The sequence below is a fragment of the Demequina sp. NBRC 110057 genome (assembly GCF_002090175.1).
Taxonomy (GTDB): domain Bacteria; phylum Actinomycetota; class Actinomycetes; order Actinomycetales; family Demequinaceae; genus Demequina.
On the sequence record NZ_BBRN01000003.1, the window covers coordinates 439,239 to 455,108 of the forward strand.

Here is a 15,870-nt window from a genome sequence, read left to right on the forward strand (position 1 = left end):
CCGCCCCCTCGTCCTTCCCTGCCTAGGCCTCGGCGCGGCGGCGCGTGAGGATCACGCCACCGGCCGTCATGAGGCCGAGCGCCAGTGCGAGGAGCGCGGCGGAGGCGGCACCATCAACACCGGTCGTGGACAGCGAGCCGTCCGTCCCGGCTTCCGCCACCACCGTCACCTCGTACTGCGCGAGGATGTTGCCGTCCGCGTCACGCACCTGGAGGTGGTGTGTGCCGGCCTCCATGTCGAGCGGGATGGTCACCGTGACCGTCGCCGCACCGTCGACAAGCGCGGCGGTGGCGAGGCGCTGGTAGGTGGACGCGATGCCCACCTCGACCTCGTCTCCCGGCATGCCCGTGAGGCGCATCGTGATCGAGTCGCCGGGGTTGAGGGTGGGCACCTCGCCGTCCTCGAAGCCGCCGATCTGGATCGTCGGGTCGCCGCCGGTCTCCGGCGTCTCGGTCGGGCCCGTGGTGGGCTCCGTCGTCGGCTCCTCCGTGGGCTCCGGGTCCGTGGTCGGCTCCGGGTCCGTGGTGGGATCGACGGTGGGCTCCGGCGTCGGCGTCACCGGGTCGGTGACCTCGACCAGCCCGGCGATCGCGTCGGCGATCGACGCCGTGGCACCGTCCACCGCGGACTGCGTGGCATTCGCGTCGGCAAGAACCACGTCGCCGGCGGCGATCGCGGCCTCGAGCTCCGCGACGGACGCATCGGTGTAGCCCGCGGTGTCGATCGCGAGCGCCTCGTCGATGGCCGCGGCGAGGGCCGAGGTGTCGGCCTTCTCCACGAGCGCGTCGAGTGCGGACTCGATGGCGGCGGTCGCCGCGTCCACCCTCTCCTGCTTGGGAGCGGCGGCGCCCAGCACCACGTTGCCCTTCTCGACCGCGAGGTCGAGCGCCTTGAGCGACGCGGGAGTGTAGGTGCCGCGGTCGGTCGCCGCGGCGTCCGCGAGGGCACCCTCGAGCGCCGCGGTGTCGGCCGCGACCGGCTCGTCGACGGCGGTCAGGGTGACGTCGTCGACGTAGCCCCACGCGCCGGCCTGGTAGGTGCCGCCGATCTCGGCAGTGAGCACGCCGTCCTCGCCGACCACCGCGGTGGTGGTGTACTCGGCCCAGTTGCCCCAGCCGGGCAGCACCATGGCGGTCGCCTCGGAGCCCTCGGACGTGGTCGCGGTGAGCGACACTTCCGCGGTCTCGCCGCCCGTGAGCCACGCGCTCAGCGTGTAGGTGCCAGGCTCAAGGCCCGTGACCTCCTGGGTGGCGGTGCCGGAGAACTCCGCCCCCGTGCCGTTCCAGAAGTTGAGCGAGTAGTCGCCCGAGCGCTTGTCGTCGCCCGAGACCCAGAAGGTCCCGACCTCGGCATCCGGCCACGGCGACGCGGTGATGTCCCAGGGGGCCACGTCCTCGAAGCCGTTCTCGAAGCCGCCGTTGAGCAGCAGCGCGGACTCGGTCACGGTGATGGTCGCGGTCGCGATCCAGCCGTTCGCGGTGGTGCCGGTCACGGTGTAGACACCGGGACCGTCGATCCACTCGACCGAGTCGTTCCACGTCACCGTCTCGGTCGTGGTCGTCTCGTCGTACGACGTCACCGTGACAGTCGAGGGCAGGACGATGTCCTCGCCGTCGACCACAGTGATCGCGACGGGGTCCACCGTCGGATCCGGGATGGTGCCGTCGCCTGGCACGAGCCCGTCGATGGCGGACTGCAGCGCCGTCGCGGCGCCGTCGACCGTGGCCTGGCTCGGGGCGGACACGCCCAGGGCCCACTGGCCGCGAGCGACAGCCCTGGTGAGGGCCGCGTAGGACGCCACCGAGTAGTCGTCGGCGCTGTACGTCGCGGCCTCATCGACGAGGGACTCGAGGGCGGCGGTGTCCGCCACCGGCATCGGGTTCTCCGCCACCAGCTGGAAGTCGTCGAGCGCTCCCCACGAGCCCGCGGAGAGGTCGAACTGCGCGGACACGGTAACGCGGGCGCCCTCGACGACGCTCACGACCGAGGTCGACGGGGTGTCGTAATTCTGCCAGCCGTTGAGGGACAGGTCCGCGCTTTGCGACGCGATGCCGGAGGCGAGCGTCAGGGTGGCCGTGTCGTCGTCACCCAGGGCTTCGCCGTGCACGCTCGCGCTGAGCACGTAGTCGCCCGCGGGCACGTCCTCGAGCGTCTGCGTGACCGTGAAGGTGAAGTCGCCGCCGCTGTAGAAGTGTGCCGCGGAGGCGCCAGAGATCACGTCCGAGGTCGACGGGATGGTGATGCCGGTGCCCGTGGTCTCCCACGGGGACTTGCCGTCCTCGAAGCCGGGGTTCACCAGGATGTTTTCGCCGGCGCCGCTGGCGTCACGGACGGTCACCGTCGCGGTGGTCTCGTAGCCGCTCGCCGTGGTGCCCGCGATCTCGTAGACGCCGCGACCAGTGATCCAGGACGCCTTGGCGGCCCAGGTGACCATCTCGGTCTCGGTGGTGCCGTCGGTGAAGGACACCGTGACGGTGGACGGCAGGGTGATGGCGTCACCGTCGGTCACGGTGATGGAGGGACGCTGGATCGAGTCGACCTCGCGCGGGGCAACCGAGCCGGTCTTCGCGTAGTCGAACACGCGTAGCGACTCGAGCGGGTTGCCGTCGAAGTCGAACATTGCCTGGTTGTCCCAGGCGGAGCCGCCGTACCACTTGCCGGCGTCATCGGGGTCGTACTCCCCCGCGTACGAGGCGGCCCAGCCGGAGCCGAACTCCTCCCACAGCGCCATGTTGGATTCCAGCTCAGCCGGGGTGCCGACGGGGATCCACGCGGGCTCCCAGTAGAAGACGCCAAGTCCGGCGTCACCCACCTGCGCCACGGCGTCGATCACGTCGCGGATCGCGAGGGCCTGGCCCTGGACCGTTGACGAGTACTTGTCGCTCGCGGTCGACGACCGGATCGTGTTCTCGTGGCCGTCGCCGTCCTCGAGCGTGTAGTTCCACGAGGTTTCGGCGACGATGACGTCCTTGTCGTAGGTGGACGCCACATTCGACAGCTGCGAGGTGAGGTTCGTCAGCGTCCCGTGCCAGTACGCGTAGTACGACGAGGCGAACACGTCGTACTCGATCTCGTCGCCGGTGTCGGCAATGCCGTCGGCGCCCTTGTCGAGCTTCTCGGCGTAGCCCATGTAGGTGCCGCGCTCGGGGTTGGTGAAGTGAATGGCCACCTTGACGTCGTCACCCAGGGTGTCGCGCACCGCATCGGCCCCCGCCTTGAACAGGGCGCCGGAGGTGGGCCATGCCTCGCCCGCGAGCTCGAGGTTGGTGGTCTCGTTGCCAATCTGGACCATGCCGATGTCCACGCCGGCCGCGTCCATCGACTCGAGCGTGTCGACGGTGTAGTCGTACAGCGCCTCCGCCTTCTCGTCGACGGACATGTCCTTCCAGGCCTTGGGCTCCTGCTGCTGGCCAGGGTGCGCCCAGAAGTCGGAGTAGTGGAAGTCGAGGAAGACCTTCATCCCGGCCTCGGTGGAGCGCAGCCCGATCTCCGTGGCGCGCTCGGCGTCGACGGTGCCGCCGCCGTAGCCCTTGCCCTCCGAGTCGTACGGGTCGTTCCACACGCGGATGCGTGAGTAGTTCACTCCCGCCTCGGCCATGACGTCGAACACGTCGGCCTCGTGACCCTCGAAGTCCTTGAAGGTGACGCCGGACTCCTCAAGCGACAGGATCGACGAGGCGTCGACGCCGTTCATGAAGTCATCGGCGAGGCCCTCGACCTTGGGCACCGTGATGCCCGCATCGACCGCCTCATCGTCGGCGGCGACTGCCGCTCCTGACAACCCTCCCACCGCGAGGGCGCTGATCGCAGCCGTGGCTGTGACCGCTCCCAGTCTTGATCGCAACTGTGCCATCGATCTTCCTTTCGATCGTCCTTGATCCGGGGTACTGCTGGTGACGGGGTTTTACTGCGGAGTGAGGCGCGGCGCGCCTCGGGCGGTGCTGGGATGAGCGGGTTCAGGCCCGCGGTTGCCGCCGTCGGTGGCGGGATTCACGGGCGGTGCCGTAGCGCGCGCCCGCGACGACAAAGCCCCCGGCGCGCGACGGCGTTCTCACCGTTGGGACCGGTCCCAACGGTGAGAACGCCGCGCTGCGTCGAGGGTGAAGGTGCATCGGCCCCGGGCTATCCCTTGACCGACCCGGCGGTGAGTCCGCCGACGATGTACTTCTGGAGCGACAGGAAGATGGCCAGGACGGGCAGCGACGCGATCACCGCGCCCGCCGCGAACAGGCCCCAGTTGGCGCTGAGCTGGTTCGACACCCACTGGTACATGCCGACCGCGAGGGTCCACTCGTCCTGCGACACCAGCACGATCTTGGCGAGGATGAAGTCTCCGAAGGCCGAGATGAAGGCCAGCAGACCCACCACCGCGAGGATGGGGGTGACGAGCGGCATGATGAGCTTCCAGAAGATCTGCGCGTGCGTGGCGCCGTCGACCTTCGCGGACTCGTCGATGTCGTTGGGGATCGTGTTGAAGAAGCCGTACATGAGGAAAGTGTTCGCGCCGAGCGCGCCGCCAAGATAGACGCAGATCAGCGCGATCTTCGAGTTGATGCCGAGAGCGGGAACCACGTTGCCGAGCGCCGTCAGCAGCAGGAACACGGACACGAAGGCGACGGTCTGCGGGAACATCTGGACGATCAGCAGCGTGGTGAGTCCGCCGCGGCGCCCCTTGAAGCGGAAACGCGAGAACGCGTAGGCCGCGCACGCGCCCATGAACACAGCGCCGAGCGCCGACGCGCCGCCGACGATCAGGGTGTTGACCACCCAGGTCCAGTACGAGGTGTCGGACAGCGCCGCATAATTGCTGAACGAGATGTCAGAGAAGAGGGACGACGTGCTCGACAGCGTCCCCGACGAGGACAGGGATGCCGACAGGACGTACACCAGCGGGAAGGCCGCATAGAAGATGATGATGGCGGCGACGGGGTACTTCCAGCCGATCTCGGCCCACCAGCGCCCGCGGCGGCTGGGGGTGCGGCGGGCGGGAGCCTGGGCGGTGACCTCAGTCATGGCTAGATCTCCTCAAGCTTGCGGGTCTGACGGAAGGCAATCGCGGAGATGATTCCGACGACGATGAACACGATGATCGACAGGGCCGATGCGAGACCGTAGTCGGCCGATCCTCCCGAGACTCCAGAGATGTTGTAGATCGCGGAGATCAGGATGTCGGTGGAGCCCAGGCCCGACGTGCCGGGGAACGGCGGTCCGCCTTCGGTCAACATGTAGATGATCGTGAAGTTGTTGAAGTTGAACGCGAACGACGAGATCGCGAGCGGCGCGGTCGAGACCATCAGCAACGGCAGCGTGATGGAGCGGAACTGGCGCCAACGGCCAGCGCCGTCCATGCGCGAGGCCTCCATGGTCTCGCTCGGAAGCGCCTGGAGCGCTCCGGTGCACACCAGGAACCAGTACGGGTAGCTCAGCCACAGGTTGACCCACAGGATCGCGAACTTTGCGAGCCAGGGATCTCCGAGCCAGTTGATGTCGGCGCCGAAGAAGAACCAGTCATTAATGATGCCGAACTCGCGGTTGAGCATGCCTCGCCACAGCAGGGCGGACATGAACGCGGGGAAGGCGTACGGGAGAATGAAGATGGTGCGCATCCACTTGCGGCCGCGAATGCGGTCGTCGTTGTAGATCAGCGCGAAGAGCAAGCCGAGACCGAAGCTCGTCAGCACCGTGAGGATCGCGAAGGCGAAGGTCCATAGCGTGACCTTCAGGAGCGGCCCGGCAAGGTTCTGGTCGGTCACCGCCTTGACGAAGTTGTCGAAGCCGACGGTGACGGACCATCCGGTCGGGAGCCTCGAACCGTCATCCGCGACGAAGTTACCGGTCTCCTGGTCGGCGACGTAGACCGTACCGGTCTCCTTGTCGGTGAAGGTCTGGGCCTCGTCGTCCCACTCGAGGGACGACTGGTAGATGGCACCGGACGAGCCGTCGCGCGTGCGCATCGACCCCTCCTCGGCGTCGTCCGAGACCGGCACGCGGAGGTCGATCACGTCCTGCTGAAGCGCCTGGTCCGCAAAGAGGTCGTTCTGAGTGACGATCTCCCAGCCGGGGACTTCGGTCGCACGGCCGCTGTCGTCGACCACGGCGCCGCTGACGGGCTCAAGGACGTCTTCCTCGGTTCCCACCGAGACGATGCCGTCCTGGGTGACGGCGAAGCCGAGCGTGTCGCCGTCGCGGACGATGGCGAGCGGCACGGTGGGAGTGCCCTCGACGCGGCGCTCGTTCTGAATGAGCGTCGCCTCGACCGCCTGTTCCTGCGAACCGGCGTGGCCGGTGCCGTAGTTGGTGAACGCCACATAGCCCGTGTAGGCGAGCGTGAAGAGCTGGAAGATCGCGAGGAAGATCAGGCCCGGGTACAGGTACTTCAACGGCAGGGTCCGCTTGGCGAAGTAGATGATGTCGGCGGCGACCAGCAGGATCACGGAGACCGCGAGGATGCTCCACGCCTCGGCATTCCAGGCCGACAAGATGATGGTGAGGCCGAGAGCATTCACCAGCGCCATCATCAGTAGCTTCGCGATGAAGCCCCATCCGAGTCCGCTCCAACGCCGCGCGTGCGACTCCCGCGGAGCCCGAGGCTCCTTCACCGCGATCGCGTCATCGTTCGCCATCATCTCTCCTGCTTCGTCTTTGATCACTGGCCGGACCTACGCCCGGGTGGAGAGTGAGGCGGGCCGGCGAGCCGGCCCGCCTCACTTTTGACATTAGCCGATCGAGGCCTCGAGCTCGGCGACCATCGCGTCCCAGGTGCCCGTGGGGTCATCCGTGGCGCCGGTGATGATCTGGATCTCGGCGGCGTTCCACAGGTCCCACACGTTGCCCATCTCGGGGATCGACGGCATCGGCACGCCCTGGGCGGCCGAGGCGACGAAGCCGGCGGTGATGGGGTCGGCGGAGAACTCCTCGGCGAGCGAGGTCAGCGCGGGAAGGCGGGGGTCAGCCTCGTACAGGGCGCGCTGGGCGTCCTCGGTGGCCATGTAGTTGGTGAGGAACTGGTTGGCCAGCAGCGTGTTCTCGGACTGCGAGGACACGTAGAAGCCCTGGACACCCACGAACGGGGCCGCGTCCTCGCCACCGGCGGAGACCATCGGCGAGACGACGATGTTCATCGAGTCATCGTCGAAGAACGGCATCCACGGACCCTGGAGCAGGAACGGCACCTCGCCATCGGCGAAGAGCTGGTTCGACGTGTCGTAGTCGATGGTGTCCGAGAAGTAGCCGGTGCCGGCCTGGCCGTTGTCGTACAGGAACTGCGCGTAGGCCTGTCCGGCCTCGCCGCCCATGCCGACCTCGGTGGTGTACGAGCCGGACTCGTCCTGCACGAACACGGGAGCACCGAAGGACGTCTGGACGGGGTAGGAGCTGTAGCCGTCACCCGTGGTGCCGTTGGTGTACAGCAGGAACGGACGGTCCTCGAAGCCCGCCTCCTCGGCCATCGAGATCATCTCGTCCCACGTGGTGGGGGCCGTGTCGCCGACGAGGTCGGCGTTCTGGATGAGGGCGATCGCCTCGGTGGCGTACGGAAGGCCGTAGAGCTGGCCGTCGTAGGTGAACGCGTCCACCGCAACCTGCTCGAAGTCGTCCGCGGTCTCGCCGAGGTCGACGGTGTTGACGACGCCGGCCTCGACGAGCGCGCCAGCCCAGTCGTGCGCGCCGACGGTGATGTCGGGGCCCTCGCCGGTGGGGACCTGGGCGATGAAGTCGTTGCGGAGGTCCTCGAAGTTCTTCTGGACGATCTCGACGGTGGCGCCGGTCTCCTCCTGGAACGTGTCGGCCACGGTCTGGATGGCGCCCTCGCGCTCGGCGTCGGTCCAGATGGTGAGGGTCTGGCCCGAGGCGTCAATCGCGGGCGCCTCGGAGGTGGAGGCGGTGGGCTCGGTGCTGGCGGTCTCCGCGGGCTCGGGGTCCGAGCTGCACGCGGCGAGGAGCGAGGCGGTCGCGAGAACCGCGGCTCCCATTCCGATCTGCTTACGCATGGTGTTTCCTTCCGAAGTCAGGTCGACGGCTTCTCTGCCTTGAGCTCTGCCGGCGACCGTGGTGCTCACGGGAGCCGGTCGGCTCCCGCTCGGTGATGCGGGTTCGGGTCGGTGCGGTGCGTCTGCGTCACCGCTTCACGGGTGGTCGATTCAAGCACCACCCCCCTGCTGCGCCCTCGCGATGCGGACGACTGCTGCGTCCCCGCCCTTGAGGTCGAGCGTTCCGTCGATCTGGGCACCACTCAGCAGCTCGGTGCCGGTGATCGACAGGCTTACGGCGTCCTCGCGGTGGTTGACCGCGATGACGAAGTCGTGATCCGCGCCGTGGCGCGTAATGGTCTCGAGGCCCTCGGGCCCGCCCGCCGGGACGATGCCGGCGTCGGCATAGACCTGCGCGAAGACCGGGGCGAGGGTCTCGTGGGTGAGGCGTGCGCCCACGTACCAGCCGGCACCCTGGCCGTGCTGGTGGCGGGTGATGGCCGGAAGCGCATCGCCGGGGCCACCGGCGAAGGTGCCGCGCACCTCGGCGCCGGCCAGGGCGATGTCCTCGGCCCACGCATCGGCCGTCATGGCGGCGCCGTCGAAGACGACGTCGCAGGTCTCGCCCTCGCGCAGCGGCAGGAACTCCTCGACGGTGAGACCGAGCGCGTCCTTCAGCGGGGCGCCGAAGCCGCCCGCGTGGACCGCGTCGTGCTCGTCGACGATGCCGGAGAAGGCCCCGACGAGCAGCGTGCCGCCGCCGGCGACGTACGCGCAGAGGTTCTCGCCCGCGGCAGCCGTCAAGAGGTACGACGAGGGGGCCACGACGAGGCGGTAGCCGGACAGGTCCGCCTCGGGGTGGGCGAAGTCGACGGTGACGTCGTCACGCCACAGGCGCTCGTAGTAGGCGCGCATGCGCTCACGGAACTGCATGTCGTCGCTGGGACGCCACTCGAGGTCGTGCGCCCACAGTGACTCCCAGTCGTACAGCACGGCGACGTCGGCGACGACGCGCGAGCCACGCACCTCGGCGATGTCCTTGAGGTGCTGCCCCAACTGGACCACCTCACGGAACACGCGCGAGTCCTTGCCAGCGTGAGGGAGCATCGCCGAGTGGAACTTCTCCGCGCCGGAACGCGAGGCGCGCCACTGGAAGAACAGGATGCCGTCGGCGCCGCGACCCACGTGCGTGAGGGCGTTGCGGCGCTCCTCGCCGGGGCGCTTCGCGACGTTGCGGCCCTGCCAGTTCACCGCGGAGCTGGAGTGCTCCATGAGGATCCACGGGTCGTTACCGCCCACGGAGCGGGTGAGGTCGGCCGACAGCGCGAGGCCCACGTGGCCATCGGGGTCGGGGGCCCACAGGTAGTGGTCGTCGGAGACGACGTCCACCTCCTGCGCCCACTTCCACAGGTCGGTGTTCCACGACTGGTGCGCCATGAAGTTGGTGGTGACGGGCTTGTCCGAGTGCTGGCGGATCGCGTCGCGCTCGATGCGGAAGCACTCGCGCAGCTGGTCGTCGGTGAAGCGTGCCCAGTCGAGCTTCATCGCGGGGTTCGCGATGGTCGGGGTCGCGGCGGGGGCGACAACGTGCTCCCAGTCGCCGTAGCGCTGACCCCAGAAGGCGGTGCCCCAGGCCTCGTTGAGGGCCTCGAGGGTGCTGTAGCGGCCCTGCAGCCACAGGCGCCAGTTGGCGACCGAGCGGGGGCCGAAGTCCTCGCCGACGGGCACGCCGTACTCGTTGTGGACGTGCCACATGACGACGGCGGGGTGGTCGGCGTAGTGGCGCGCCAGCTCGGTGGCCATGCGCGCGATCGCCTCGCGGTACTCGGTCGAGGCGTGAGACGCCATGCCGCGCGAGCCGAAGCCCATGACGGTGCCGTCCTTGGTGATGACCCGCGACTCGGGGTACGCGTGGAAGAACCAGGCGGGGGGCGACACGGAGGGCGTGCCGAGATCGACGGCGATGCCGTTGGCGTGAAGGAGGTCGAGCAGCTCGTCCATCCAGGAGAAGTCGTACAGCCCCTCCTTGGGCTCGAGCATCGCCCACGAGAAGATGCCGACGGACACGAGGTTCACCCCGGCCTCGCGCATCAGGGCGACATCCTCGTCCCACACCTCGCGAGACCACTGCTCGGGGTTGTAATCCCCGCCGTAGGCCATCCCGTCGAGAGCGGGCCAGGAATTGATCGACATGACACTCCATTGGATCGGGCGGCCCGAGGGCCGCGACAAGCTTCGGTCACCCTGTCGGGGGACTGTGACCGGTCCCAGTCTGACCTACCGCAGAAGCGGTTGGCAAACCGCCGGTGCCATCGTGACTGAACCGTGACTTTCCCGTGATCTGTCGTGATGGACGCCGATTGGAATCGTTTACATTGTGCCTTCCCCGTGGGCGCCGTGCCCTTCCCGATGCCGGTTCGTGACCTAACTGTAACCGCTTGCATTCCTGACCGGTCACCGTCGTTCATGGCCCCGCTAGGCTCTGTGCTCGTGGAACCCATCGATGCACCCGCGGCGCGCCCGACCCGGCGCAAGCCGACTATCCGCGACGTCGCGGCGGCCGCCGGGGTGTCGCGCGGCACCGTGTCGCGCGTGATCAACGGAGGTCACTGGGTCTCCCCCGAGGCGCGCGCCAAGGTGGAGCAGGCCATCGAGACCACTGGCTACTACGCCAACACGCACGCCCGGTCGCTCGCGACCGGCCGCTCCGACTCCGTGGCCTTCCTGCTGACCGAGCCCCAGCACCTCCTGTTCGCCGACCCGACCTTCGCGCTCCTGCTGCGCGGCGCTGCCGAGGCCCTCGCCGCGCGTCGCAAGACGCTCGTGCTGCTGGTGGCGGGAACGCCCGAAGAGCGGGAGAACGTCTCGCACTTCGTAGGCGCCGGCCACGTCGACGGGGTCCTCCTCATCTCCTCTCACGAGAAGGACCCGCTCCTGGACGGCCTCATCGCCGCCGGCGTACCCACCGTCGCGTGCGGCATCCCCCTGGGTCACCAGGACGACGTCATCACCGTGTCGATCGACGAGGTGGGCTCCGCGCACACGGCCGCGAGGCATCTCGTGGGCCTTGGCCGCGAGCGCATCGCGATGATTGCCGGCCCGGAGGACACCCCCGGCGGCCGCTTCCGCGTGGTCGGCTTCCGGGAGGAGCTCGGCGACCGTTTCGTCGAGGGCCTCGTCGAGCGGGGCGACTACTCGCACGAGTCCGGTGCCGCGGCGATGGCGGCGCTGCTTGCCCGCGACCCCGCGATCGACGCCGTGTTCGCCGCCTCGGACCGCATGGCCGCCGGCGCTATCGCGACGCTGCGAGCCGCGGGCAAGAACGTCCCTCAGGACGTCGCGGTCGTCGGCTTCGACGACTCCGGCCTCGCCGCGCAGGTGGACCCGCCGCTGACGACCATGCACCAGCCCTTCGACGAGATCTCCGCGGAGATGGTGCGCCTCCTGCTCGAGGCCATCGAGGGCAAGGAGCCCGCATCGGTCACCCTGCCCGCCTCCCTCGTGACTCGCGCCAGCGCGTGACGACGCCCGCCAGCCGGCCAACGCGGCGCGCCCCTCGGGCCGCCGCCGCCCTGCCTATGACGCGCCTATTCGGCCTGGTTGTCGCCCACCGCGCGTGGGTGTTGCCCGGCGCGAGTTCCCGGTAGGTTCGCTCTATGGCCTTCCCTGGTGAGCTGTCTGTTGGACGAATCCCGGTTGTGGGCGTCGAGCCCACGCTTGAGGAGGGCCGGTGGCCGGTCCGTGCCGTGGTGGGCGAGGCGGTCCCCATCCAGGCCACGATCTTCCGCGAGGGCCACGACGCCGAGGGCGCGACCATCGTCGTGACCCGCCCGGACGGCAAGCGCGACGTGCGCCCGATGCCCGTCAAGGAGTGGGGCATCTCTCTGTACGAGGGCATCTACATTCCCCACCTTGAGGGCATGCACACGTTCCGCGTCGAGGGCTGGTCGGACCCGTACTCGACCTGGGCCCACGCCGCCGAGGTCAAGGTCGCGGCAGGAGTGGACGTCCAGCTCATGCTCGACGAGGGCGTCCAGGTCCTCACCAGGGCGCTTAAGGAGGTGCGCCGCAAGGCCGCCCGCAAGGACCTCCTGGCCGCCGCCATCGCGTCGCTGCAGGACAAGTCGCTGTCCCCCGGGCTGCGCCTGGCGCCCGCGCTGGCCGATGCTGTGCGCGAGGAGCTGACGGAGCGGCCCCTGCGCGAGTGGGTCAGCCCGTCGCGTGAGTACCCCCTACTGGTGCAGCGCGAGAAGGCCCTCGTGTCCGCCTGGTACGAGATCTTCCCGCGCTCCGAGGGCGCGCGGTACAACGCCCGCACGGACGAGTGGCGCTCGGGCACGTTCGCGACCGCGGCGAAGCGCCTTCCCGCCATCGCCGAGATGGGCTTCGACGTCGTCTATCTGACGCCGATCCACCCCATCGGCTCCACCCACCGCAAGGGCCGAAATAATTCGCTGACCGCCGAGCCGGGCGACCCCGGAAGCCCGTACGCCATCGGCGCCGCCGAGGGCGGACACGATGCCATCCACCCCGAGCTGGGCACGATGCGTCAGTTCAAGAACTTCGTCAAGGCTGCGGCGGACAACGGGCTGGAGGTGGCGCTCGACCTGGCGCTGCAGTGCTCCCCCGACCACCCCTGGGTCACCGAGCACCCCGAGTGGTTCACGCAGCGCCTCGACGGCACCATCGCGTACGCCGAGAACCCCCCGAAGAAGTACCAGGACATTTACCCCCTGAACTTCGACAACGACCCCGAGGGCATCTACCGCGCCGTGCGCGACGTGCTCCAGGTGTGGATCGACGCGGGCGTCACGCTGTTCCGCGTCGACAACCCTCATACCAAGCCGCTGACGTTCTGGGAGCGGCTCATGGCCGACGTCGCGCGCACGCACCCCGACGTCATCTTCCTTGCCGAGGCGTTCACGCGGCCCGCGATGATGCACACACTCGCCAAGATCGGCTTCCACCAGTCGTACACGTACTTCACCTGGCGGCCCACGCCGGAGGAGATGGGCGAGTACCTCGAGGAGGTCTCCGGCGACTCGAGTTTCTACATGCGCCCCAACTTCTGGCCCACCACGCACGACATCCTCACGCCCGACATGCAGACCGGCGGCGCCCCGCTGTACCGGGCGCGCGCTGTCCTCGCCGGCACCGGGTCCCCGTCGTACGGGATCTACACGGGCTACGAGCTCGTCGAAAACGTGCCCCGGCCGGGCGTCGAGGAACAGATCGACAACGAGAAGTACGAGTTCAAGCACCGCGACTGGTCCAAGGCCGACCAGTACGGCGTGCGGGACGTCATCACGCGCGTCAACGCCGCCCGCAAGCGCCACGTCGCGCTGCGCCGCCTGCGCGGCCTCACGGTGCACGAGAGCTCGAACCCGCACATCCTGTGCTACTCGCGCCACGTTCCCGCCGACCAGTCCCCCACGGGTAAGGCGGACACCGTCATCGTCGTCGTGAGTTTCGAGCCGCAGATCACTCACGACGCGATCATCCGCCTCGACATGGACGCGATCGGGCTCAGCGACGACGCGAGGGTCGTCGTCGACGACGCCCTCACGGATGCGACCTACGCGTGGGGCAAGGAGTTCTACGTGAGGCTCGACCCCGCGGTGACCATGGCCCACGTTGCGGAGGTCCGCACCCCGTGACCCCGGCATCGGCCCCTCAGACCACGAACGGAAGGCGGTGACGCATGGCTGACAAGGCCATCGACCCCTCGGTGCTGCGAGAGATCGCCTCGGGTACCCACCACGAGCCCCATGCCGTCCTCGGCCCGCACGTGCACGAGGTCGGCGTCTCGGTGCGGGTGCTGCGTCCGCTCGCGAGCACCGTGTCCATCGAGACCCTCGAGGGCACCTTCGACGCGATTCACGAGGACGCAGGCATCTGGCGAGCCGAACTGCCCGGCGAGGAGGCTCCCGACTACCGCGTCCACGTCGCCTACGACGGCGCTCCCACGCGTCAGGACGACCCCTACCGCTTCCTTCCCACCATCGGCGAGCTCGACCTCCACCTCATCCGCGAGGGCCGTCACGAACGGCTGTGGGAGGCGCTCGGCGCCAACGTTCACCACTTCCCGTCGGTGCTCGGCGACGTCCACGGCGTGTCGTTCGCTGTGTGGGCCCCGAACGCGCGGGCAGTGCGCGTCGTCGGCGACTTCAACTCCTGGGACGGCACCGGCCACGCCATGCGCTCGCTGGGTTCGTCCGGCGTGTGGGAGCTGTTCATCCCCGGCATCGGCGCCGGCACCATCTACAAGTACGAGATCCTCGGCAAGGACGGTACCTGGCGCCAGAAGGCCGACCCCATGGCGCGGTCCACCGAGGTCCCGCCGCAGACCGCCTCCGTGGTGGCCGCCTCCGACTACGCGTGGGGCGACGACGAGTGGATGACCAAGCGCGGCCAGGCCGAGGCCCACCGCGCCCCCATGAGCGTCTACGAGGTCCACCTCGGCTCGTGGCGCCAGGGGCTGAACTACCGCGACCTCGCTGACCAGCTTGTCGAGTACGTGACGCGCCTGGGCTTCACGCACGTCGAGCTGATGCCCGTCATGGAGCACCCCTTTGGCGGGTCCTGGGGCTACCAGGTGACGTCCTACTATGCCCCCACGTCACGCTTCGGCTCCCCCGACGAGTTCCGCCACCTGGTGGACACGCTGCACCGCGCGGGAATCGGCGTCATCCTCGACTGGGTGCCGGGCCACTTCCCCAAGGACGAGTGGGCGCTGGGGCGCTTCGACGGCACTCCGCTGTACGAGCACCCGGACCCACTGCGCGGCGAGCAGCCCGACTGGGGAACCTTCATTTTCGACTTCGGTCGCCCCGAGGTGCGCAACTTCCTGGTGGCGAACGCCGTCTACTGGCTCAGCGAGTTCCACGCGGACGGCCTGCGAGTCGACGCCGTGGCCTCGATGCTGTACCTGGACTACTCCCGCCAGGCCGGGCAGTGGCGCCCCAACATCCACGGCGGCCGCGAGAACCTCGACGCCATCGCTTTCCTTCAGGAGGCCAACGCCACGGCATACCGCACGAATGCCGGCATCGTGATGATCGCCGAGGAGTCCACCGCGTGGCCCGGCGTCACGGCCCCCACGAACGGCGGCGGCCTGGGCTTCGGGCTTAAGTGGAACATGGGCTGGATGAACGACACCCTCCGCTACCTCGCGGAGTCGCCCGTCAACCGCCACTATCACCACCACACCGCGACCTTCTCGCTGATGTACGCCTTCTCCGAGCAGTTCATGCTGCCGCTCAGCCACGACGAGGTGGTCCACGGCAAGGGATCCCTCGTGACGCGCATGCCCGGCGACCACTGGCAGAAGCTCGCCGGGGTGCGTGCGCTGCTGGCGTACCAGTGGTCTCACCCCGGGAAGCAGCTGGTGTTCATGGGTGCGGAGCTGGGCCAGGAGGCCGAGTGGTCCGAGGGCCGCTCGCTCGACTGGTGGCACCTCGACGACCCGCTCCACCAGGGTGTGCAGGATCTGGTACGTGACCTCAACGCGCTGTACAAGGCCACCCCGGCACTGTGGGAGCGCGACACCGACCCACAGGGATTCACCTGGATCGACGCGGACGACTCCGAGCACAACACTCTCGCGTTCCTGCGGTGGGACTCGCGCGGCGAACCCGTCGCCGTCGTCGTGAACTTCGCCGGCACTCCCCACGAGGGCTACCGGCTGGGCCTGCCCGCCGGTGGCGCGTGGGACGAGGTGCTGAACACCGACTCCGAGCTGTACGGCGGCTCCGGCGTGGGCAACCTCGGCAGGGTGCAGGCCGAGGACGTCGCCCACGGCTCGTGGGACCACAGCGCCCTCATGCGGGTGCCCCCGCTGGGCGCCGTGTTCCTCCGCCCCCACCGCGGCTAGCGGCCCGCACGCCTACGGCCAAGGGCCCGG

Annotated in this window: 8 protein-coding genes; 3 read left to right on the plus strand and 5 right to left on the minus strand. The window is 68.9% G+C overall.

From position 1 onward, the window contains the following. Positions 1–22: 22 nt before the first annotated feature. From B7K26_RS02030 to B7K26_RS02050, 5 genes are all read right to left on the minus strand, one after another. Positions 23–3,853: a glycosyl hydrolase 53 family protein gene (locus B7K26_RS02030; RefSeq protein WP_084077011.1), complete on the minus strand. Its 3,831-nt coding sequence runs from the start codon at positions 3,851–3,853 to the stop codon at positions 23–25. Between the two features lie 269 nt (positions 3,854–4,122). After that, on the minus strand, positions 4,123–5,013 hold the full coding sequence (locus B7K26_RS02035; protein ID WP_084077012.1) for a sugar ABC transporter permease: 891 nt from the start codon (positions 5,011–5,013) through the stop codon (positions 4,123–4,125). 2 nt (positions 5,014–5,015) lie between these two features. Then, on the minus strand, positions 5,016–6,623 hold the full coding sequence (locus B7K26_RS02040; protein ID WP_084077013.1) for an ABC transporter permease subunit: 1,608 nt from the start codon (positions 6,621–6,623) through the stop codon (positions 5,016–5,018). Between the two features lie 93 nt (positions 6,624–6,716). Continuing rightward, positions 6,717–7,988 carry an extracellular solute-binding protein gene (locus B7K26_RS02045; protein ID WP_084077014.1) on the minus strand — a complete coding sequence of 424 codons (1,272 nt, stop codon included), beginning with the start codon at positions 7,986–7,988 and terminating at the stop codon, positions 6,717–6,719. 150 nt (positions 7,989–8,138) lie between these two features. Next, positions 8,139–10,160, minus strand: coding sequence for a beta-galactosidase (locus B7K26_RS02050; protein WP_084077015.1), 2,022 nt, complete (start codon positions 10,158–10,160; stop codon positions 8,139–8,141). Between the two features lie 273 nt (positions 10,161–10,433). Here B7K26_RS02050 and B7K26_RS02055 point away from each other — a divergent pair, with 273 nt between their 5' ends. The 3 genes from B7K26_RS02055 to glgB all read left to right on the plus strand — a co-directional run bounded on the left by B7K26_RS02055 (position 10,434) and on the right by glgB (position 15,840). Continuing rightward, positions 10,434–11,489: a LacI family DNA-binding transcriptional regulator gene (locus B7K26_RS02055; protein WP_084077016.1), complete on the plus strand. Its 1,056-nt coding sequence runs from the start codon at positions 10,434–10,436 to the stop codon at positions 11,487–11,489. Between the two features lie 134 nt (positions 11,490–11,623). Next, positions 11,624–13,624 (plus strand): alpha-1,4-glucan--maltose-1-phosphate maltosyltransferase, encoded by a 2,001-nt coding sequence (locus B7K26_RS02060; protein ID WP_084077017.1) that lies wholly within the window; start codon positions 11,624–11,626, stop codon positions 13,622–13,624. A gap of 44 nt (positions 13,625–13,668) precedes the next feature. Then, positions 13,669–15,840 carry a 1,4-alpha-glucan branching protein GlgB gene (gene glgB / locus B7K26_RS02065; RefSeq protein WP_084077018.1) on the plus strand — a complete coding sequence of 724 codons (2,172 nt, stop codon included), beginning with the start codon at positions 13,669–13,671 and terminating at the stop codon, positions 15,838–15,840. Positions 15,841–15,870 lie beyond the last annotated feature (30 nt).

Excerpts from the sequence above, each read along its gene's own strand:
- B7K26_RS02030 (WP_084077011.1), bottom strand. The coding sequence starts at position 3,853 with ATGGCACAGTTGCGATCAAGACTGGGAGCGGTCACAGCCACGGCTGCG.
- B7K26_RS02035 (WP_084077012.1), bottom strand. The coding sequence starts at position 5,013 with ATGACTGAGGTCACCGCCCAGGCTCCCGCCCGCCGCACCCCCAGCCGC.
- B7K26_RS02040 (WP_084077013.1), bottom strand. The coding sequence starts at position 6,623 with ATGGCGAACGATGACGCGATCGCGGTGAAGGAGCCTCGGGCTCCGCGG.
- B7K26_RS02045 (WP_084077014.1), bottom strand. The coding sequence starts at position 7,988 with ATGCGTAAGCAGATCGGAATGGGAGCCGCGGTTCTCGCGACCGCCTCG.
- B7K26_RS02050 (WP_084077015.1), bottom strand. The coding sequence starts at position 10,160 with ATGTCGATCAATTCCTGGCCCGCTCTCGACGGGATGGCCTACGGCGGG.
- B7K26_RS02055 (WP_084077016.1), top strand. The coding sequence starts at position 10,434 with ATGGCCCCGCTAGGCTCTGTGCTCGTGGAACCCATCGATGCACCCGCG.
- B7K26_RS02060 (WP_084077017.1), top strand. The coding sequence starts at position 11,624 with ATGGCCTTCCCTGGTGAGCTGTCTGTTGGACGAATCCCGGTTGTGGGC.
- glgB (WP_084077018.1), top strand. The coding sequence starts at position 13,669 with ATGGCTGACAAGGCCATCGACCCCTCGGTGCTGCGAGAGATCGCCTCG.